Below are 18,732 nucleotides of genomic sequence, written 5' to 3' on the forward strand. Positions count from 1 at the left end.
AAAACCCGGTATTTCGAACTGACCGATCGTTACCTAAAAGCGTGATCGTGCTGGAAGTTTTGCCCTTCCCGCATCGCTTATGCACCGGATGGTCTGTGTTAAACTGCAGATCGTTACGTGGAATCAGGAATGTCTAATGGCAACAATGCTGGATGTCTCATTGCGCGCGGGCGTGTCGAAAGCCACGGTATCGCGCGTGCTGAACGGCACAGGTCAGGTTAAAGAGAGTACGCGTCAGCAGGTGTTTAATGCGATGGAAGAGCTGGGCTACCGCCCGAATTTTCTCGCGCGTTCGCTGGCAAACCAGACCAGCAACAGCATTGGTCTGGTGGTCTCTACCTTTGATGGTTTTTACTTTGGTCGTCTTCTTCAGCAGGCCTCCCGACAGACGGAAACCCACGGCAAGCAGCTGATCGTCACAGATGGTCACGACGCCCCGGAGCAGGAAGAGCAGGCGGTACAAATGCTGGCCGATCGCAAATGCGATGCCATCGTGCTTTACACCCGCTACATGAGCGAAAAAGCGATCATGAAGCTGATCCATTCGGTGCAAACCCCGCTGGTGGTCATCAACCGTGAAGTCAGCCAGGCGCCCGATCGCTGCGTGTTCTTCGAACAGCAGGATGCCGCCTTTAAGGCCGTGGATTACCTGATCAACCACGGCCACCGGGAGATCGCCTGTATCACCGTCCCGATCCACACGCCAACCGGGAAAGCGAGGCTGATGGGCTACCGTAAGGCGCTGGAAAAGCACGGCATTCGTCTGGACGAGCGGCGGATTAAGTATGGCGATGCGGGAATGACGCGAGGATATGAGCTCTGCAAAGAGCTGATTGCCGACGGTATAGCGTTTAGCGCTCTGTTTGCCTGTAACGATGATATGGCGCTGGGTGCGTCCAAGGCGCTACACCAGGCGGGGCTGCGGATCCCACAGGATATTTCCCTGTTTGGCTTTGACGATGCCCCATGCGCGAAATGGCTGGAGCCTGCGCTCTCGTCGGTTTACCTGCCTATCGACAATATGATCGTTACGGCTATCGATCAGGCGATCCGGCTGGCAAAAAACCAACCGGTCGATGCGATCCCGCCGTTCACCGGTACGCTGGTATTACGCGACTCGGTCACGACGGGGCCGTACTTCACTCAGACGAGTTCCAGCGCCAGCAGTTCCTGAATGGTCTGGCGGCGGCGGATCAGCCGCGCCTTGCCGTTATCAAACAACACTTCTGGCAGCAGCGGGCGGCTGTTGTAGTTTGAGGACATTGACGCCCCGTACGCACCGGTATCGTGCAGCACCAGATAGTCGCCTGGTTTAACTTCCGGCAGCGCGCGGGTTTCCACTTTCCCCCCTTCCTGCTGGGTAAAGACATCACCAGACTCACACAGCGGGCCCGCGACAACCGTCTCGATACGCGGCGCGTGAGTTAAATCGCGGCCATCGGCAGCCAGAGCCGAAATGTGGTGATAGCTGCCGTACATTGACGGGCGCATCAGATCGTTAAAGCCGGCGTCAATCAGCACAAAGTGGCGCGAGCCCATCTCTTTCACGCTGCGAACCTGCGCCACCAGCACCCCGGATTCAGCCACCAGGAAACGACCCGGCTCAATTTCCAGCTTCACGGCATGACCAAGATGCGCGGCGACCTGGTCACGCGCGGCGCTCCACAGGCCGTAATAGTGATCGGTGTCGATCGCCTCTTCCCCTTCACGGTAAGGAATGGAAAGACCGCCCCCGGCGGAGATCGCCTCCAGATCCTGACCAAACTCGATCACCTGGCGCACCATTGCGCCACAAACCTGCTCAAGGTGCGCGTAATCCACGCCGGAGCCGATGTGCATATGAATGCCCACCAGCTTCAGATTGTAACGCTGCAGTACGTCCAGGGCGGCGGGCATATCGGCATACCAGATACCGTGCTTGCTGTTTTCGCCGCCGGTATTGGTTTTTTGGCTATGACCGTGACCAAAGCCAGGGTTCACGCGCAGCCAGACGCGGTGGCCCGGAGAAACTTGCCCAAGCTGTTCCAGCATATCCACGGACCCGGCGTTTACCGGCACCTGCAGCTCATGGACGCGAGCAAGCGTGGCGTCGTCGATCACATCGGCGGTAAACACAATCGCGTCAGGATCGGCTTTCGGATCAAACCCGGCCGCCAGCGCGCGCTCAATCTCCCCCAGGGAGACGGAGTCGACCTTCACACCCTGCTCACGCATCAGACGCAGAATGTGGATATTGGAGCACGCCTTCTGGGCAAAACGCACCACGTCAAACTGATGCAGGGCAGCAATCTTCTCGCGAACAATCTGCGCGTCGTAGACCCACACCGGACAGCCAAACTCGGCAGGCAGGCGTAGCAGGTTTTCGGCATTCAAATCGGTATCAGTCTGGTTAAGCGGGCGTGGCATGGTCTTTCTCCGGGGTGACATTTTTTTATGATTACGCCACAGCAGGAAGAGAATAAAAAATATCGTTTTATCGCGAGTCTATGCAAAAATGATATGGACAGTTCTTTGTATTCAGGTGACCTATGCCCGCCGTCAATTTGCGCCATATCGAGATTTTTCACGCCGTGATGACCACGGGCAACCTCACCGAGGCTGCGCAGATGCTCCATACCTCGCAGCCAACGGTCAGCCGCGAGCTGGCGCGATTCGAGAAAGTGCTGGGACTGAAGCTGTTCGAACGCACCCGGGGCAGGCTTCACCCGACGGTACAGGGGCTGCGCCTGTTCGAAGAGGTGCAGCGCTCATGGTACGGCCTGGATCGCATTGTCAGTGCGGCGGAAAGCCTGCGCGAGTTTCGGCAGGGCGAGCTATCGATTGTTTGCCTGCCCGTCTTTTCGCAGTCTTTTTTGCCGACGCTGCTCCAGCCTTTTCTGGCCCGATATCCGGAGGTGAATCTCACGATTGTCCCGCAGGAGTCACCGCTGCTCGAGGAGTGGCTCTCCGCACAGCGCCATGATTTAGGCCTGACCGAAACCCTCTCTACGCCCGCGGGAACGGAACGCACGGAACTGCTCTCTTTAGATGAGGTGTGCGTGCTGCCAGCCGGGCACCCGCTTGCCCGCAAGCAGATTCTGACGCCAGCGGATTTTCACGGTGAAAACTACATTAGCCTGTCACAAACCGACAGCTACCGGCAGCTGCTGGATTCACTGTTTGCCGAGCATCAGGTGAAGCGCAGGATGGTGGTCGAGACCCACAGTGCGGCCTCCATTTGCGCCATGGTGCGCGCCGGGGTGGGCGTTTCGGTGGTGAATCCACTGACGGCGCTGGATTACGCCGGGCGCGATATTGTCATCCGCCCGTTTAGCCTGTCAGTCCCGTTCACCGTGAGCCTGATCCGCCCCCTCCATCGCCCGGTCTCAGCGCTGGTGGAGGCGTTTACGGAGCACCTGATAACCCATGCCCGTCAGGTGGCGCTTCGTTTATCCGATCGGCAAAGTTTATGACAGCATAAACTCCACGGCATCGGCGGCATGAATCGCGGCGGTATCGAAGACCGGAATCGGGCTTTGCTCAACCGGCACCAGTAAACCGATTTCCGTACAGCCGAAGATCACCCCTTCCGCCCCCTGCTGCGCGAGTTTTTCAATCACGCTGACGTAATATGCCCGGGATGATTCGCTAAAGGTCCCGAGGCAGAGTTCATCAAAGATAATCTGGTTGATGCGGGCCCGGTCTGCCTCATCCGGGATCAGGCTTTCAATGCCAAACTGGCTGCTCAACCGACCGCGGTAAAAATCCTGCTCCATGGTGTAGCGCGTTCCCAGCAGCGCCACACGACGTAACCCGGATGCGGTGATGGCCCGCCCGGTTGCATCGGCAATGTGCAGGAAGGGCAGCGAACAGCGCGCTTCGATATGGGACGCGACTTTATGCATGGTGTTGGTACAGAGCAAAATCCCCTCTGCTCCCGCACGCTCCAGCCCCAGCGCGGCCTCGGCCAGTATTTCCCCGGCTTTATCCCATTCACCGCTCGACTGGCAGGCTTCGATTTCATGGAAATCTACGCTGTGCAGCAGCAGGCTGGCAGAATGCAGGCCCCCCAGACGTTGCTTCACCCCTTCATTAATCAGGCGGTAATAGGGGATTGTCGATTCCCAGCTCATCCCCCCTAACAGGCCGATCGTTTTCATCATCCCTCCTTATGTGTTTATCCCAGTGAAGCAAACTTGTGATCGTGTTTCCAGTTCTTTATCACGTCGTTTCTTTTTAACCCCTGGTGATATAAATTAAATGAAACATTGTTTTAATACATTCTGGGGTGACGATATGTTTATTTTCCACAACGAGACCACGCTTGACGATCTGGGGAACGGCGTGACGCGCCGTATTCTTGCCCATGGCGGTAAAATGATGGCGGTGGAGGTGAATTTTGAACAGGGCGCGACAGGCCCACTGCATAACCATCCTCATGAACAGTTAACCTATGTGCTGTCCGGCGAGTTTGAGTTCACGATTGGAGATGAAAAACATGTGGTGACGGCTGGGGATACCCTCTACAAAAAGCCACATGTGATGCACGGCTGCGTGTGTCTTAAACCCGGCACGCTGCTGGATACCTTCACGCCGGTACGTGAGGATTTTTTGAAATAAAAAAAGGGCGCTGATGACAGCGCCCTTCTCGTCTGCGTTTTTTATTCCGTTACAGGCTCGACCAGAGGATTGCGGCTGAGCATGGCCTCACGCAGTAATACGCTGCCACAGGCAAATAGCCCGCCCAGCAGTCCCGACAGGATCACAATCAGGGCTTTGCCCGGACCGTCTTTTTTCACCGGCATGGATGGAGAGAGCTGATACTTGAACGGTTCAAGTTTGACGTCTTCGACAGACAGCTTTTTCAGCTGCGCCAGGTAGTATTCCCGGTTCTGGAAGTCCGCGTTCAGCTCAGCGATATCCTTGAGATTTTTTTCAATCTGCAGTTTTTGCGCGATACCGTCGGCACCGAGCGCGACGGAGTAATCCGGATCGTCTTTAACCGCCTGACCGTTGCTGTAGACCGGCTTTTTGATGCCCGCCGCGTTGGCCACTTCCAGAGAATAGTTAAGACGCTGCAGATTGGTGTTGTGAACATTCGTCAGACGTACCCGATCCAGCTCCAGCTGCTGCTCCACCACTTTGGTTTTCAGGGTGATCTGGTTACGGATATTCTCCATGGTTTCCTGCTCAACAATCTGCGAGATGTAATCCACGTAACCTTTAAGAACCGTTTGCGCATCCCCCGCCGTCGGCGCGGTGAAGCTCAATGTCCACGAGACGTACGGCGCTTTATCCGCGTCTTTTGCCAGGGTGTTATCTACCGCTTTCATCTTTTCGGAGATATTGACCACCGCACGATGCAGCTCAAGCGGATCCACATCAGTGCCTTCCAGCTGTGCCATCACGTAAGGTGAGGATTTCATGTACTCCTCAAGCAACGACTGCGACTGGAACTTTTTAATAAACTGGTTAAACACGTCCGGACGGGTAATTTTCACGTCCACGTCGAGCACCTGCAGGGCGACCATCATCTGGCGCAGCGGGTTCCACTGCGTCTGTTCCGCCGGTGTGATCACCGCTTTACTGGTCCATTTTTGTGGCAGTAAGAACGCGATGGCCAGTCCAACCAGTGCGAATGCGAAGGCAATCACGACGATACGTTTTTTTGCCGCCAGAAGAACTTCTAACAGTCCCAGAAGGTCAATTTCTTTGGAACTGACTGCCGGGGCCGCGTAATGGGGGAAGTCGAGATCCGTATTTTTTTTGAAATCCATTGCTGACATAGCCATTCTTCTTTTGAGGGTGCAGACCATTTCTGCCTGATTGGTTACAGTGGTCCGATGATACAAGAAAGTAAGAATTATCTGAACGAAAGAATGATCCAGCTGTAGACCTGCTATCAGAATTAGTAGTTAGTTTCTCCACGGTATTGTCTTTATTAATCATCCGGTTCTTTCCGCCCGCCCTCCTCTCTCTTCTTTGAACGCCTGAAATAGCGCAAAAATGCCATCCTCATCACCTTATTGAAACACCGTTTCGACTTTGATCACATTTCCGCTATTAAGCGAATGACGCAGAAACAAATAGCAATAATATAAAATAAAACGGCGTTTTATTATCCAGGAACACGAGTTCTACCGTATTGAAACCCAGGCGTTTCGCTCAACGATGAAATCGGAAAAAGTCTTATAAAACAAAGTTAAATGAAGTAACCGTGACACGTATTACCCAGAACATTGCCGTTCAGGCTCGGTTTCGACAGCCTGAAAGGTTGTTACAGACGCAGATTCCGTTTTAAACCATTGATTACCAGGTAGGTAAGTATGAATGAAAACAAGCTGCTGGGGCTCGCGTGGATATCACCCTACATCATTGGGTTGATACTCTTTACGGCTTTCCCCTTCGTCTCATCGTTTTTCCTGAGTTTTACGGATTATGACCTGATGAGCCCGCCGGTATTTAACGGCATTGAAAATTATCGCTACATGTTTACGGAAGACACGCTCTTCTGGACATCAATGGGAGTGACGTTTGCGTATGTATTTCTGACTATCCCCCTGAAGCTCGCCTTTGCATTAGGGATTGCGTTTGTTCTGAACTTTAAATTACGCGGTATTGGATTCTTCCGTACCGCCTACTATATTCCGTCGATCCTCGGCAGCTCCGTGGCCATTGCTGTTTTGTGGCGCGCGCTCTTTGCCATTGATGGTCTGCTGAACAGCTTTATTGGCGTATTTGGTTTTGACCCGGTGAACTGGCTGGGTGAGCCCTCGCTGGCCCTGATGTCGGTCACCCTGCTGCGCGTCTGGCAGTTCGGTTCCGCGATGGTCATCTTCCTGGCCGCGCTGCAAAACGTACCGCAGTCGCAGTATGAAGCGGCGATGATCGATGGGGCATCCAAATGGCAGATGTTCACGAAAGTGACCGTGCCGCTGATCACGCCGGTGATTTTCTTCAACTTCATTATGCAGACCACCCAGGCGTTCCAGGAATTTACTGGACCGTATGTCATTACCGGCGGCGGGCCAACGTATTCCACTTACCTGTTCTCACTCTACATCTACGAAACCGCGTTTAAATACTTTGACATGGGTTACGGCGCAGCACTGGCGTGGATCCTGTTCCTGGTGGTGGCCATTTTTGCCGGTATCGCCTTTAAGTCATCGAAATATTGGGTGTTCTACTCCGCCGATAAAGGAGGCAAAAATGGCTGATATCCAACAACTTTCCACGGCGAGGACGATTGCCGAGCGTGAAGTCGCCCGCACGCTGCGCAGAGAGAAAATTAACGCCGCTGTGCGCTACGTGATCCTGCTGTTTGTCGGCCTGCTGATGCTTTATCCGCTGGTGTGGATGTTCTCGGCGTCGTTCAAACCGAACCACGAGATTTTCACCACTCTCAGCCTGTGGCCTGCCCATGCGACCTGGGACGGTTTTGTGAATGGCTGGAAAACCGGTACCGAATACAACTTCGGCCATTACATGCTGAACACCTTTAAGTATGTGATCCCGAAAGTGATCCTGACCATTATCTCCTCCACCATCGTGGCGTACGGCTTTGCGCGCTTTGAAATCCCGTGGAAGAAATTCTGGTTCGCTACCCTCATCACCACCATGCTGCTCCCCAGCACCGTGCTGCTGATCCCGCAGTACCTGATGTTCCGTGAAATGGGCATGCTCAACAGCTATATGCCGCTGTACCTGCCGCTGGCCTTCGCTACCCAGGGGTTCTTCGTCTTCATGCTTATCCAGTTCCTGCGCGGCGTGCCGCGTGACATGGAGGAGGCGGCGCAAATTGACGGCTGTAACTCGCTTCAGGTGCTGTGGTACGTGGTGGTGCCGATCCTGAAACCGGCCATTATCTCCGTCGCCCTGTTCCAGTTCATGTGGTCAATGAACGACTTTATCGGGCCGCTGATTTATGTCTACAGCGTGGATAAATACCCGATTGCACTGGCGCTGAAAATGTCCATCGACGTCACCGAAGGGGCGCCGTGGAACGAAATTCTGGCAATGGCGAGCATCTCCATTCTGCCATCCATCATTGTCTTCTTCCTGGCACAGCGCTACTTCGTCCAGGGCGTCACCAGCAGCGGAATTAAAGGTTAAGAGGGAAATATTATGGCTGAAGTTATCTTCAACAAACTGGAAAAGGTCTACTCCAACGGCTTTAAAGCGGTACATGCCATTGACCTGAAAATCGCTGAAGGAGAGTTCATGGTGATCGTCGGCCCCTCCGGCTGCGCCAAATCCACCACCCTGCGCATGCTGGCCGGCCTGGAAACCATCAGCGGGGGTGAAGTCCGCATCGGCGATAAGATTGTGAACAACCTCGCGCCGAAAGAGCGCGGGATTGCGATGGTGTTCCAGAACTACGCGCTCTATCCCCACATGACGGTGCGCGAAAACCTGGCCTTTGGTCTGAAGCTGAGCAAACTGCCAAAAGATCAGATTGAATCTCAGGTCAACGAAGCGGCCAAAATCCTTGAGCTGGAAGAGTTACTCGACCGCCTGCCACGCCAGCTTTCCGGCGGCCAGGCACAGCGCGTGGCGGTAGGCCGTGCGATTGTGAAAAAGCCGGATGTATTCCTGTTCGACGAACCGCTGTCAAACCTCGACGCCAAACTACGCGCCTCAATGCGCATTCGTATTTCCGACCTGCACAAGCAGTTGAAGAAATCCGGTAAACCGGCGACCACCGTCTACGTCACCCACGACCAGACCGAAGCGATGACCATGGGCGACCGCATCTGCGTGATGAAGCTCGGCCACATCATGCAGGTTGATACCCCGGACAACCTCTACCACAAGCCGAAAAACATGTTCGTGGCAGGCTTTATCGGCGCGCCGGAGATGAACATTCGTCAAAGCCTGCTGGTGAAAAGCGCCGGGAAACTGCACATCGCCATCGGCAATGAAACCATGCCGCTGAACGCCGGGATGCAGGAGAAAGTCTCCGCTTATGCCGGGCAGGCCATTTACTACGGCGTACGTCCGGAATTCGTTTCCCTCTCCGACGTACCATTCGTTGACGGGGGCTGCAGTGGCGAAATGGTTCGCGTGGAAAACATGGGCCACGAATTCTTCGTCTATCTGAAGGTTGCGGACTACGAACTGACCGCCAGAATTCCTTCCGATGAAGCTAAGCCCATGATTGATAAAGGCCTTCATCGCAAGGTGTATTTCAAATTTGATATGAATAAATGTCATATTTTTGACGCAAAAACTGAACAGAACCTCTCTCTCTGATGGAGTTTATAAAAATGAAAAAAGTGCTTTTAAGCGCAGCAATCTCCGCGACGCTGGCCCTTACCGCTTTGCCATCGATGGCGCAAGATGTCGAATTACGCATGTCCTGGTGGGGCGGTAATGGCCGCCATCAGGTGACGTTGAAAGCGCTGGAGGAATTCCATAAGCAGAACCCGGATATCAACGTTAAAGCAGAGTACACCGGCTGGGATGGGCACCTCTCCCGCCTGACCACCCAAATCGCGGGCGGAACCGAGCCGGATGTGATGCAGACCAACTGGAACTGGCTGCCAATCTTCTCGAAAACCGGCGACGGGTTCTACGACCTGAACAAAATGAAAGACGTGATCGACCTGACCCAGTTCGATCCCAAAGAACTTCAGTCCACCACCATCAACGGCAAGCTGAACGGCATTCCGATCTCCGTCACCGCACGCGTGTTCTACTTCAACGACGAGACCTGGAAAAAAGCCGGTATTGCATACCCGAAAACCTGGGACGAGCTAATGGCGGCGGGTAAAACATTCGAGAGTAAACTCGGCAAGCAGTACTACCCGGTCGTGCTGGAGCATCAGGACACGCTGGCGTTGCTGAACTCGTACATGATTCAGAAGTACAACATCCCTGCCGTGGACGAGAAAACCAAGAAGTTCGCCTACAGCAAAGCGCAGTGGGTGGAATTCTTCCAGACCTACAAAACGCTGGTGGATAGCCACGTCATGCCGGACACCAAATACTATGCGTCGTTTGGTAAGAGCAACATGTATGAGATGAAGCCGTGGATCCAGGGAGAATGGGCGGGAACCTACATGTGGAACTCCACCATCAACAAGTATTCCGATAACCTGAAGCCACCGGCAAAACTGGTGCTGGGCAGTTACCCGATGCTGCCGGGCGCAACCGATGCGGGCCTTTTCTTCAAACCGGCGCAGATGCTCTCGATTGGTAAATCCACCAAAAACCCGGAAGCGGCGGCGAAACTGATTAACTTCCTGCTGAACAGCAAAGAGGGAGTAGATACGCTGGGTCTGGAGCGTGGCGTGCCGCTGAGTAAAGCCGCGGTGCAGTTCCTGACCGAAGACGGCACCATCAAAGAGAGCGATCCGTCGGTCGCGGGGCTGCGTCTGGCGCAGTCTCTGCCGGCCAAACTTTCCGTGTCACCTTACTTTGACGATCCGCAGATTGTGGCCCAGTTCGGCACCTCTCTACAGTACATCGATTATGGACAGAAATCCGTGGAAGAGACCGCCGCTGACTTCCAGCGTCAGGCTGAACGTATTCTGAAACGCGCGATGCGCTAACGAAAAACCGGGTGGCCTCTTCGCCACCCGGCAACAGACTACACGCCAATATTACGCAGCTTCTCGCCGGACATCAGCCTGCGCTCGATATGCTCCAGCGTGACGCCTTTGGTTTCAGGGATCAGCCAGAACGTGACCCCGATAAACGCGACGTTGAGAACCGTATAGAGCCAGAAGGTTCCTGCCGCGCCAATTGAATCCAGCAGCGTCAGGAAGGTCGCGCCGATGATCATGTTCGACACCCAGTTGGTGGTCGTGGAACAGGTGATACCAAAGTCGCGGCATTTGAGCGGCTGAATTTCGGAACACAGGATCCACACGACGGGCGCAGCGCTCATCGCATATCCGGCAATACACATCATGGTCATGCCAACAGAGAGCCAGGAAAGACCGCTTGAGGCCGTGCCGTTATCAAACTGCATCAGGCAGTAGCCAAGGATCAGCGTACCGAGCGCCATGACGCTAAAGCCAATCTTGAGTGCCGGTTTACGTCCGGCTTTATCCACGGTGAACACCGCGATAAAGGTGGCGAACATAAAGGTCAGCCCCACCACCAGCGTGGCAACCATTTGCTGTTCCGTGGTGGTGAACCCCGCCATTTTGAAGATACGTGGCGCGTAGTACATGATGATGTTCATCCCGGTGAACTGCTGCATCGCCTGCAGCAGCATGCCGAGGAACACCGCGCGGCGTACGTTGCGGTTGATCTTAAACAGCGCCCAGCCCCCCTGCTTCAGCTTCAGGCTTTCGCGGATCTCATTCAGCTCTTCACGTGCTTTTTCTGAGGTATCACGCAGCATCCGCAGCACCTCTTCCGCTTCCACATGACGGCCCTTTTGCGCCAGCCAGCGCGGACTGTTTGGCAGGAAAATCACCAGAACAATCAGCACCAGCGCCGGGAGCGCCAGCACGCCCAGCATCGCGCGCCAGTTGCCGCTGTAGCTGAAATAGGTGTCAGACAGAAACGCCAGCACGATACCCAGCGTCACCATCAGCTGGTACATACTGATCATCTTGCCGCGCACGTTCTCGCTCGCCATTTCGGAGAGGTACAACGGCGCAGTGTAAGAGGCAATCCCCACCGCCACGCCGAGCAGCACGCGGGAGAGCAGCAGCATTTCCACGTTCGTGGCAAATGCTGACCCAATGGAGCCAGCGACAAACAGAATCGCCCCCACCATCAGGCTGTATTTTCGCCCGAGGCGGAACGAAAGCCAGCCGTTAAACAGCGCGCCGATGGCCGCACCCAGCATCATGCTGCTGACCACCCACTCCTGCAGGCGGTTACTCAACGTAAAGTGATCGGTGATAAAGGGCAGCGCCCCGGCGATCACGCCAATATCCAGACCGAACAGTAAACCGGCCACTGCAGCCGCGATGGAGACAAACTGATTCATGCGTCGGGTATCACGCAACGCGGCGGGCATAAGGGTAGAGTCATTTATAGATGTCATATTTTCCTGCCTGAACAGCGAAATTCGTTAACTGAAATTACGAGATAGCGCGGAAAAGTGTCAGGCCGTAATTCGCGAAGATATGGATTATTTCGCTGTGGCATAGCGATCTGTGATGGACATTACAATTTCAACTAACGATGAAATACCGCCAGTTTTTATTAATCATTTAATTTTTAAGCAATAAAACTGTGATGCATATCATTTATGATTTTTTAGTATGGATTTTTCGTCTTGAGCCATATGGATAATGGCAATTTTTGGGCAAAAAAAACCTCCACCCACCGGCAGAGGTTTAAGACGGAATACGCAATTAACGCGCCAGCCAGCCGCCATCGACCGCCACGGTATAGCCGTTGATGTAATCGGATGCCGGAGAGGCCAGGAATACAATCGGCCCCTTAAGATCGTCCGGAAGGCCCCAGCGGCCCGCCGGGATACGGTCGAGGATTTCCGCGCTACGCTGTTCGTCAGCACGCAACTGCTGAGTGTTATTCGTCGCCATGTACCCCGGCGCAATCGCGTTGACGTTGATGTTGTGCTTCGCCCACTCGTTTGCCAGCAGACGGGTAACGCCCATCACCGCGCTCTTGGATGCGGTATAAGACGGCACGCGGATACCGCCCTGGAAGGAGAGCATAGAGGCGATATTAATGATCTTGCCGCCTTTCCTCTGGGCAATGAAGTGTTTCGCCGCCGCCTGGGACATAAAGAACACGCTCTTAATGTTCAGGTTCATCACGTCGTCCCAGTCGCGCTCGCTGAAATTAATCGCGTCTTCACGGCGAATCAGTCCGGCATTGTTCACCAGAATGTCAATATGGCCGAATTCCGCCACCGCGCGATCCAGCAGTTCAGGGATGGCGTCAATTTTACGCAGATCGGCGGTCAGGCTCAGAAAACGACGACCCAGCGCGGTGACGCGCTCGATGGTTTCAGTAGGCTCAACAATGTTAATCCCGACGATATCGCAGCCCGCTTCCGCCAGCCCTAACGCCATACCCTGGCCCAGTCCGGTGTCACAACCGGACACCACAGCCACTTTACCCTGCAGAGAAAATGCATCCAGAATCATGTTTGTTCCTTAATCTTTCAGCGCCTGTCACCAACAGGCAGGTTTATGCTTAACTGCCTGCGGCTAGCGCAGCTCGTTAACCGCGACGTGGTCCATGTCATCAAAGACCTGGTTTTCACCGACCATACCCCAGATGAAGGTGTACGCTTTCGTGCCTACGCCCGAATGAATAGACCAGCTCGGCGAAATAACCGCCTGCTCGTTATGCATCACGATATGGCGCGTTTCCTGCGGTTGCCCCATCATGTGGAACACGCAGGCGTCCTCGTCCATGTTGAAGTAGAAATACACTTCCATACGGCGCTCGTGGGTATGGCACGGCATGGTGTTCCACAGGTTGCCCGGAGCAAGCTCGGTCAGCCCCATGCTGAGCTGGCAGGTTTCCAGCACATCCGGAACAAAGTATTTATTGATGGTGCGACGGTTGCTGGTGAGGTTGTCACCCAGCGTCACCGGGGCGACATCCGCCGGGGTCACTTTTTTGGTGGGATACGGGGTATGTGCGGGCGCACAGTTGTAGTAAAACTTCGCCGGTTTACCGCTGTCGATGCTGGCGAACACGACCTCTTTCGCCCCTTTACCGACATACAACGCGTCGCGATGACCTATCTCATAGCACTGTCCGTCTACGGTGATGGTGCCGGGGCCACCGATGTTAATCACGCCCAGCTCGCGACGCTCAAGGAAATAGCTCACACCAAGCTGTTTACCCACTTCTCCGCCCACGGAGACGGTCTGCGTCACCGGCATAATCCCGCCAACGATAATACGGTCGATATGGCTGTAGACCATGGTGTACTTATCGGCCTCGAACACCTGCTCGACTAAAAACTCATTGCGCAGCCCCTGAGTATCCAGCGTTTTGGCGTGCGCACTGTGGATGCTTTGTCTGACGTCCACCGTAACCTCCAGAAATGATCGTGCCCGCAGGCAGAAAATTAACGAAACGACGTTCCGTTTTCATGATAAGCACAGTCTAGCCCCAGAGAAGGGGGTTTTCAATTACATTTAAAACAACGTTTCATTTTTTCTATTTGTTTATACCAGAAATGGCGTTCGGATCACGATAAAGAGAGCCAGACATTAATCTCGCCAATGAAACAGACAAAGTGCGCCATCAGTCACACATAATGAAACATTGTTTTGATAATTTAATACTCACTTTTTAATCTACTTTTATCGTTCAAAGGAGTGCATTATGGCTAAAGGTATGCGGGTCAAGCTGAACTACGAGATCAGCCACGATCCGGATACAGGCGTGGAAGTCACCCGCCTGACCCCACCCGACGTGACCTGTCACCGCAACTACTTCTATCAGAAGTGCTTCTTTAATGATGGCAGCCACCTGCTGTTCGCAGGGGCGTTTGACGGTCACTGGAACTACTACCTGCTGGATCTGCAGAAGGCCGAAGCGGTACAGCTGACGGAAGGCGCAGGGGATAATACCTTTGGCGGGTTCCTCTCTCCGGATAATAAATCCTTCTACTATGTGAAGAACGACCGCACGCTGCTGGAGGTGGATCTCCATACCCTGGTAGAACGCGAGGTGTACCGTGTCCCCGATGACTGGGTCGGTTACGGTACCTGGGTCGCCAACAGCGACTGCACCAAACTGGTTGGGATAGAAATCGCCCGACGTGACTGGACGCCGCTCAACGACTGGAAAATTTTCCACGACTTCTTCCATAAGGGGCCGCACTGTCGACTGCTGCGGGTGGATCTGAAAACCGGTTTAAGCACCACAATCCACGAAGAGAAAAACTGGCTTGGCCACCCTATCTATCGTCCGTTTGATGACAACACGGTGGCGTTTTGCCATGAAGGGCCGCACGACCTGGTCGACGCCCGCATGTGGCTGGTCAACGAAGATGGTACGCACGTGCGCAAAGTGAAAACGCATGCGGAAGGCGAAAGCTGTACCCATGAATTCTGGGTGCCGAACGGTTCTGCCCTTGTGTATGTCTCTTATCTGAAGGGCCAAAAGGGCCGCACCATCTGCAGCTTCAATCCGGATACGGGCGTCAATGACGCAGTCATGCCAATGCCCGCCTGTTCCCATCTGATGAGCAACGTTGACGGTTCCCTGCTGGTGGGCGACGGTTCAGGCACGCCGGTTGATGTGAAGGATACGCACGGTTACACCATCGATAACGATCCGTATCTGTACGCCTTTGACGTGGCGAAAAAAAGCTACTTCCGCATTGCCCGTCACGACACCTCCTGGGCAACGGTGGCAAATAGCCGCCAGGTCACCCACCCGCATCCCTCCTTTACTCCGGATGAGAAAGCGGTGCTGTTCAGTTCCGATAAAGACGGTCAACCCGCCCTCTATATCGCGAAACTTCCTGAGCAACCTGAAATGTTGCATGCATGATTTGAGTTTGTGTTTCTGTAACTGGCCTTGCCCTCCGTTTAGGAGGGCCTTTTTTTAGTGGACTTTTGCCCATTGGGCGGCGCTTATCAGGCATGAGTAAGCCGGGTAGGCACTGGCGCTACCCGGCAATGTTCAGCGGAATAACGTGATATCAGAAAGAATAGGCCACGCCCAAACGAAGGCGGGTCTGGCGTTCATCGGTGTCTTTCACGCCGATGTTACCCACTTCAACATACGGTGCCCAGTTTTTATCCCATTTATACGCCAGCTTGGCGTTATATTCGTTGGAATAATCTTTGTTATTATTACGAACCATACCTTCAGAACTCTTCGCATAAACATAATTGAGTTCGGTACGCCAGTCACCCATTACCCAGCCAACCCAGGCATCACCACGGTTAACTTTGTCGTCATCTTTATTCGAGCTTGACGGGTAGCGGGTATATTCATAACGATAACGCGCGGCAACGTAGAAGCCGTTGTCGAAACTATATTGCAGATGCAGATTCGGTTTATATATTGTGCGGCTGTCGTTACTTTCAAGGGTAAACGCCGGCGTCAGTGCAATATTCTCAGTCGCTTTCCAGCGCCAGCTAATTTGATCTTCATGCCCGTTACCCACCACATCCGCAAACGGCTGGTCGGCTTTATCACCGCCGGATTTCCATTTAGCTTCTACAGAAAAACCGACCCCGTTAGCAAAGCGATGTGAGACCGAGACACGGTCAGCATTGGCACCACTGTCGATATATTCATGGCGCAGATCGACGGTAACGGCCTGAGCCATGAAGGACGTACCGATAAGGGAAGTAAGGACCAGAGATTTCTTAAACATGAAAAAACCCTCAACTGAAATAATGTTTCTTATTTATGAAACTGCAGTTTATTTTTTAAAGAACATTATTTTAGTGACAAAGATCGTAATTATTTGTTTCATTTTTTTTGGCAAAGATGGACGTGACATCCATCAACAAACAGGGTGTATTAACGTAAAATTATCGGAGGGGGATCACACTAAGACGTTAACAACGATAATAATTAAGGCCGTAATTATTCAATACCAGAGTGAGAATGTACTAATAACGGTTAATTCGTCATACGTTATGTAAAAAAAAACCTCCTGAAGGGAGGCTCTTTTATGCGGGCGGGATTTTAGCGTTCAATGGCGAGGGCGACACCTTGTCCACCACCGATACAGAGCGTCGCAATGCCTTTGCGGGCATTGCGCTTTTTCATCTCATGCACCAGCGATACCAGAATTCGACAACCGGACGCGCCGATAGGATGACCCAGTGCGATTGCCCCACCGTTAACGTTTACCCGCAGGGGATCCCATTCCAGCATTTTGCCAACCGAGATTGCCTGTGCGGCAAAGGCCTCGTTGACTTCAATCAGATCCACATCAGAGAGTTGCCACCCTGCGCGTTCCAGGCAGCGACGGGTAGCATAAACCGGGGCGATACCCATTAACGCAGGATCAACACCCACGCTGGCAAATGCCTTAATGCGGGCCAGAACGGGCAGATCCAGCTCGAGGGCTTTGCTTTCACTCATCATCATCACGGCCGCAGCGCCATCATTAATGGAGGAGGCGTTTCCCGCCGTCACTGAGCCCTGAGTTTCAAACGCAGGATTGAGCCTCGCCAGCCCTTCAGCGCTGGCGTCGGTGCGCGGCTGCTCATCGGTATCCACCACGGCAACCTCACCGTTCTGACGCTGCGTGCTGACCGGGACGATTTCATCCCTAAAGCGCCCGGCATCAATCGCCGCGCGCGCTTTTTGCTGCGAGCTTAACGCGTAAGCGTCCTGCAACTCACGGCTGATACCATACTCACGTGCCAGATTTTCCGCCGTCACGCCCATATGATAGTCATTGAACGCATCCCACAGACCGTCATGCACCAGACTGTCGAGCAACTGGCTGTTGCCCAGCTGCGCGCCGGTACGGCTGTCGGTCAGCACGTGTGGTGCCCGGCTCATATTTTCTTGTCCGCCGGCAATCACGACATCCGCTTCACCACACTGAATGGCCTGCGTCGCCAGATGCAGCGCTTTTAACCCTGAGCCACAGACGTCGTTGATGGTGATAGCGGAGACAGTATTGGGCAGGCCGCCCTTGAGCGCCGCCTGACGGGCAGGGTTTTGCCCGGCACCGGCGGTCAGCACCTGTCCCAGGATCACCTCATCAATTTCATGTGCTGCAATCCCGCTGCGTTCCACCAGCGCTTTCACCACTACGCTGCCCAAATCAACAGCCGAGTGGCGTGCAAGCGCCCCCTGAAAACAGCCGATAGCCGTACGCAACGCACCCACTATAACGACATCTTTCATCACAACCTCTGTGTTAAATGACATGACGATAGTAGTGGATTGTTATTGGCAATTATCTTAATTGTTTAAAAATAGTGAGTTTAATCACAAGGATTAGCGCGCATCCTGCAGATACTGCCGCAGCCAGCTTCCGGCAACGCCGGGCGGGGATCGTTTATTCCAGAGCAGATCGATACCGATCGCCCGTGGCCAGCCGGGGACATTCAGCTGCACCAGCGATTTCGCGGCGGCAAATTCATCCACCAGCGCGCACGGCAGCACGCACCAGCCAAACCCCTGAACCGCCATACTCAGCAGTAACAGGTAGTTGGGTGCCGACCAGACGGGTCCGCGTGCGAGCGTTGCCTCCCGCTCCAGATAGGTGCTGAGCCGCAATTCCCGCCAGCCGTGCAGCTCATCGGCCTGGATTTCTTGCTGCCCGGCCAGAGGATGGTTGGTCGCGACATAGATTGCCATCCGGGTCTGTATCGGCAACCGGGTAAAACCAATATCGGTCGGATAACTGTCACGCGCTTCCGTGAGACCAACCTGCGCACGCGACTTCTGCAGCAGATCGATAACGTCCTCTTCCTCGCCAATCAGGCACTCAAATTCGGTATGGGGAAAGCGCTGGTCGAACTGGTTCATCAGGTCTTCCAGCACGTCCGGGTTGAGGGTATCGGAAAGAACAAACGTCAGGCGCGCCTCCGTTTGTGCCGTTAACGACACCGCCAGCTCGTCAAGCCGCGTGCTGGCCGCGAGGATCGCCTGCACATAACCCAGCACCTGTTCGCCCTGGGCGGTTAACACCGGCTGACGGGCCGAACGGTCAAACAGATCGAAGCCCAGATCGGCTTCAAGATTGGCGATCGATGTGCTCACGGTCGACTGGCTTTTACGTAACCGACGCGCGGCGGCAGAAAAAGATCCCGCCGCGACGGTCTCAACGAATGCGGTAAGGGCTTCAGGTGAATAACGCATGCACTA

17 protein-coding genes are annotated in these 18,732 nt (G+C 54.1%); 8 read left to right on the forward strand and 9 right to left on the reverse strand.

Annotated elements, in window-relative coordinates; genetic code table 11:
- The first annotated feature begins 136 nt into the window (after positions 1 to 136).
- On the forward strand, positions 137 to 1,174 hold the full coding sequence (locus tag HV242_RS18940; RefSeq protein WP_050737247.1) for a LacI family DNA-binding transcriptional regulator: 1,038 nt from the start codon (positions 137 to 139) through the stop codon (positions 1,172 to 1,174).
- On the opposite strand, the gene lysA is transcribed toward HV242_RS18940, so the two are convergent.
- Complete coding sequence (gene lysA, locus HV242_RS18945) at positions 1,144 to 2,406, reverse strand: diaminopimelate decarboxylase (protein ID WP_025203335.1); 1,263 nt, start codon at positions 2,404 to 2,406, stop codon at positions 1,144 to 1,146. The two genes, HV242_RS18940 and lysA, sit on opposite strands and share 31 nt — an antisense overlap.
- Positions 2,407 to 2,528: 122 nt before the next feature.
- On the opposite strand from lysA, the gene HV242_RS18950 reads away from it, so the two are divergent.
- The gene (locus tag HV242_RS18950) at positions 2,529 to 3,452 is read left to right on the forward strand and encodes a LysR family transcriptional regulator (RefSeq protein ID WP_050737248.1); all 924 of its coding nucleotides are present in this window, start codon (positions 2,529 to 2,531) and stop codon (positions 3,450 to 3,452) included.
- Here the strand turns inward: HV242_RS18950 and HV242_RS18955 are convergent.
- Positions 3,447 to 4,139 (reverse strand): aspartate/glutamate racemase, encoded by a 693-nt coding sequence (locus HV242_RS18955; RefSeq protein WP_020883767.1) that lies wholly within the window; start codon positions 4,137 to 4,139, stop codon positions 3,447 to 3,449. The genes HV242_RS18950 and HV242_RS18955 overlap by 6 nt on opposite strands.
- 136 nt (positions 4,140 to 4,275) lie before the next feature.
- On the opposite strand from HV242_RS18955, the gene HV242_RS18960 reads away from it, so the two are divergent.
- On the forward strand, positions 4,276 to 4,599 hold the full coding sequence (locus HV242_RS18960) for a cupin domain-containing protein (RefSeq protein ID WP_020883766.1): 324 nt from the start codon (positions 4,276 to 4,278) through the stop codon (positions 4,597 to 4,599).
- A 41-nt stretch (positions 4,600 to 4,640) separates the two neighbouring features.
- On the opposite strand, the gene wzz(fepE) is transcribed toward HV242_RS18960, so the two are convergent.
- A complete protein-coding gene (gene wzz(fepE) / locus HV242_RS18965; RefSeq protein WP_050737249.1) occupies positions 4,641 to 5,765 on the reverse strand; it encodes an LPS O-antigen length regulator Wzz(fepE) in 1,125 nt (374 codons plus the stop codon).
- A 540-nt stretch (positions 5,766 to 6,305) separates the two neighbouring features.
- Between wzz(fepE) and HV242_RS18970 the strand changes: the two genes are divergently transcribed.
- Genes HV242_RS18970 through HV242_RS18985 form a run of 4 tightly spaced genes read left to right on the forward strand, consistent with a single transcriptional unit; the run spans position 6,306 to position 10,532 of the window.
- Positions 6,306 to 7,196, forward strand: a complete 891-nt coding sequence (locus HV242_RS18970) for a carbohydrate ABC transporter permease (RefSeq protein WP_181616858.1) — start codon at positions 6,306 to 6,308, stop codon at positions 7,194 to 7,196.
- Entirely contained in the window at positions 7,189 to 8,091 is a 903-nt protein-coding gene (locus HV242_RS18975) for a carbohydrate ABC transporter permease (RefSeq protein ID WP_025203331.1), read from the forward strand. The genes HV242_RS18970 and HV242_RS18975 overlap by 8 nt, the downstream gene beginning before the upstream one ends.
- 12 nt (positions 8,092 to 8,103) lie before the next feature.
- A complete protein-coding gene (locus HV242_RS18980; protein WP_050737250.1) occupies positions 8,104 to 9,231 on the forward strand; it encodes an ABC transporter ATP-binding protein in 1,128 nt (375 codons plus the stop codon).
- A gap of 14 nt (positions 9,232 to 9,245) precedes the next feature.
- Positions 9,246 to 10,532, forward strand: coding sequence for an ABC transporter substrate-binding protein (locus HV242_RS18985; protein WP_050737351.1), 1,287 nt, complete (start codon positions 9,246 to 9,248; stop codon positions 10,530 to 10,532).
- Between the two features lie 38 nt (positions 10,533 to 10,570).
- Here the strand turns inward: HV242_RS18985 and araE are convergent, their stop codons facing one another.
- The 3 genes from araE to kduI form a co-directional block, all read right to left on the reverse strand.
- The gene (araE, locus tag HV242_RS18990; protein ID WP_014171472.1) at positions 10,571 to 11,986 is read right to left on the reverse strand and encodes an arabinose-proton symporter AraE; all 1,416 of its coding nucleotides are present in this window, start codon (positions 11,984 to 11,986) and stop codon (positions 10,571 to 10,573) included.
- 313 nt (positions 11,987 to 12,299) lie between these two features.
- Positions 12,300 to 13,061 (reverse strand): 2-dehydro-3-deoxy-D-gluconate 5-dehydrogenase KduD, encoded by a 762-nt coding sequence (gene kduD / locus HV242_RS18995; RefSeq protein WP_050737251.1) that lies wholly within the window; start codon positions 13,059 to 13,061, stop codon positions 12,300 to 12,302.
- Positions 13,062 to 13,124: 63 nt separating this feature from the next.
- On the reverse strand, positions 13,125 to 13,961 hold the full coding sequence (kduI, locus tag HV242_RS19000; RefSeq protein WP_049023257.1) for a 5-dehydro-4-deoxy-D-glucuronate isomerase: 837 nt from the start codon (positions 13,959 to 13,961) through the stop codon (positions 13,125 to 13,127).
- A 298-nt stretch (positions 13,962 to 14,259) separates the two neighbouring features.
- On the opposite strand from kduI, the gene HV242_RS19005 reads away from it, so the two are divergent.
- Entirely contained in the window at positions 14,260 to 15,435 is a 1,176-nt protein-coding gene (locus HV242_RS19005) for an oligogalacturonate lyase family protein (RefSeq protein WP_181616859.1), read from the forward strand.
- Between the two features lie 151 nt (positions 15,436 to 15,586).
- On the opposite strand, the gene HV242_RS19010 is transcribed toward HV242_RS19005, so the two are convergent.
- The 3 genes from HV242_RS19010 to HV242_RS19020 form a co-directional block, all read right to left on the reverse strand.
- The gene (locus HV242_RS19010; RefSeq protein WP_014171477.1) at positions 15,587 to 16,270 is read right to left on the reverse strand and encodes a porin; all 684 of its coding nucleotides are present in this window, start codon (positions 16,268 to 16,270) and stop codon (positions 15,587 to 15,589) included.
- Between the two features lie 317 nt (positions 16,271 to 16,587).
- On the reverse strand, positions 16,588 to 17,766 hold the full coding sequence (locus tag HV242_RS19015; protein ID WP_020883759.1) for an acetyl-CoA C-acetyltransferase: 1,179 nt from the start codon (positions 17,764 to 17,766) through the stop codon (positions 16,588 to 16,590).
- A 93-nt stretch (positions 17,767 to 17,859) separates the two neighbouring features.
- Positions 17,860 to 18,726, reverse strand: coding sequence for a LysR family transcriptional regulator (locus tag HV242_RS19020; protein WP_014171479.1), 867 nt, complete (start codon positions 18,724 to 18,726; stop codon positions 17,860 to 17,862).
- Positions 18,727 to 18,732 lie beyond the last annotated feature (6 nt).

Source organism: Enterobacter sp. RHBSTW-00593 (assembly GCF_013784105.1).
GTDB classification, from domain to species: Bacteria; Pseudomonadota; Gammaproteobacteria; order Enterobacterales; family Enterobacteriaceae; genus Enterobacter; species Enterobacter ludwigii.

Coding starts and splice junctions, on each gene's coding strand:
- HV242_RS18940 (WP_050737247.1), top strand. CDS start 137: ATGGCAACAATGCTGGATGTCTCATTGCGCGCGGGCGTGTCGAAAGCC.
- lysA (WP_025203335.1), bottom strand. CDS start 2,406: ATGCCACGCCCGCTTAACCAGACTGATACCGATTTGAATGCCGAAAAC.
- HV242_RS18950 (WP_050737248.1), top strand. CDS start 2,529: ATGCCCGCCGTCAATTTGCGCCATATCGAGATTTTTCACGCCGTGATG.
- HV242_RS18955 (WP_020883767.1), bottom strand. CDS start 4,139: ATGAAAACGATCGGCCTGTTAGGGGGGATGAGCTGGGAATCGACAATC.
- HV242_RS18960 (WP_020883766.1), top strand. CDS start 4,276: ATGTTTATTTTCCACAACGAGACCACGCTTGACGATCTGGGGAACGGC.
- HV242_RS18970 (WP_181616858.1), top strand. CDS start 6,306: ATGAATGAAAACAAGCTGCTGGGGCTCGCGTGGATATCACCCTACATC.
- HV242_RS18975 (WP_025203331.1), top strand. CDS start 7,189: ATGGCTGATATCCAACAACTTTCCACGGCGAGGACGATTGCCGAGCGT.
- HV242_RS18980 (WP_050737250.1), top strand. CDS start 8,104: ATGGCTGAAGTTATCTTCAACAAACTGGAAAAGGTCTACTCCAACGGC.
- HV242_RS18985 (WP_050737351.1), top strand. CDS start 9,246: ATGAAAAAAGTGCTTTTAAGCGCAGCAATCTCCGCGACGCTGGCCCTT.
- araE (WP_014171472.1), bottom strand. CDS start 11,986: ATGACATCTATAAATGACTCTACCCTTATGCCCGCCGCGTTGCGTGAT.
- kduD (WP_050737251.1), bottom strand. CDS start 13,061: ATGATTCTGGATGCATTTTCTCTGCAGGGTAAAGTGGCTGTGGTGTCC.
- HV242_RS19005 (WP_181616859.1), top strand. CDS start 14,260: ATGGCTAAAGGTATGCGGGTCAAGCTGAACTACGAGATCAGCCACGAT.
- HV242_RS19010 (WP_014171477.1), bottom strand. CDS start 16,270: ATGTTTAAGAAATCTCTGGTCCTTACTTCCCTTATCGGTACGTCCTTC.
- HV242_RS19015 (WP_020883759.1), bottom strand. CDS start 17,766: ATGAAAGATGTCGTTATAGTGGGTGCGTTGCGTACGGCTATCGGCTGT.
- HV242_RS19020 (WP_014171479.1), bottom strand. CDS start 18,726: ATGCGTTATTCACCTGAAGCCCTTACCGCATTCGTTGAGACCGTCGCG.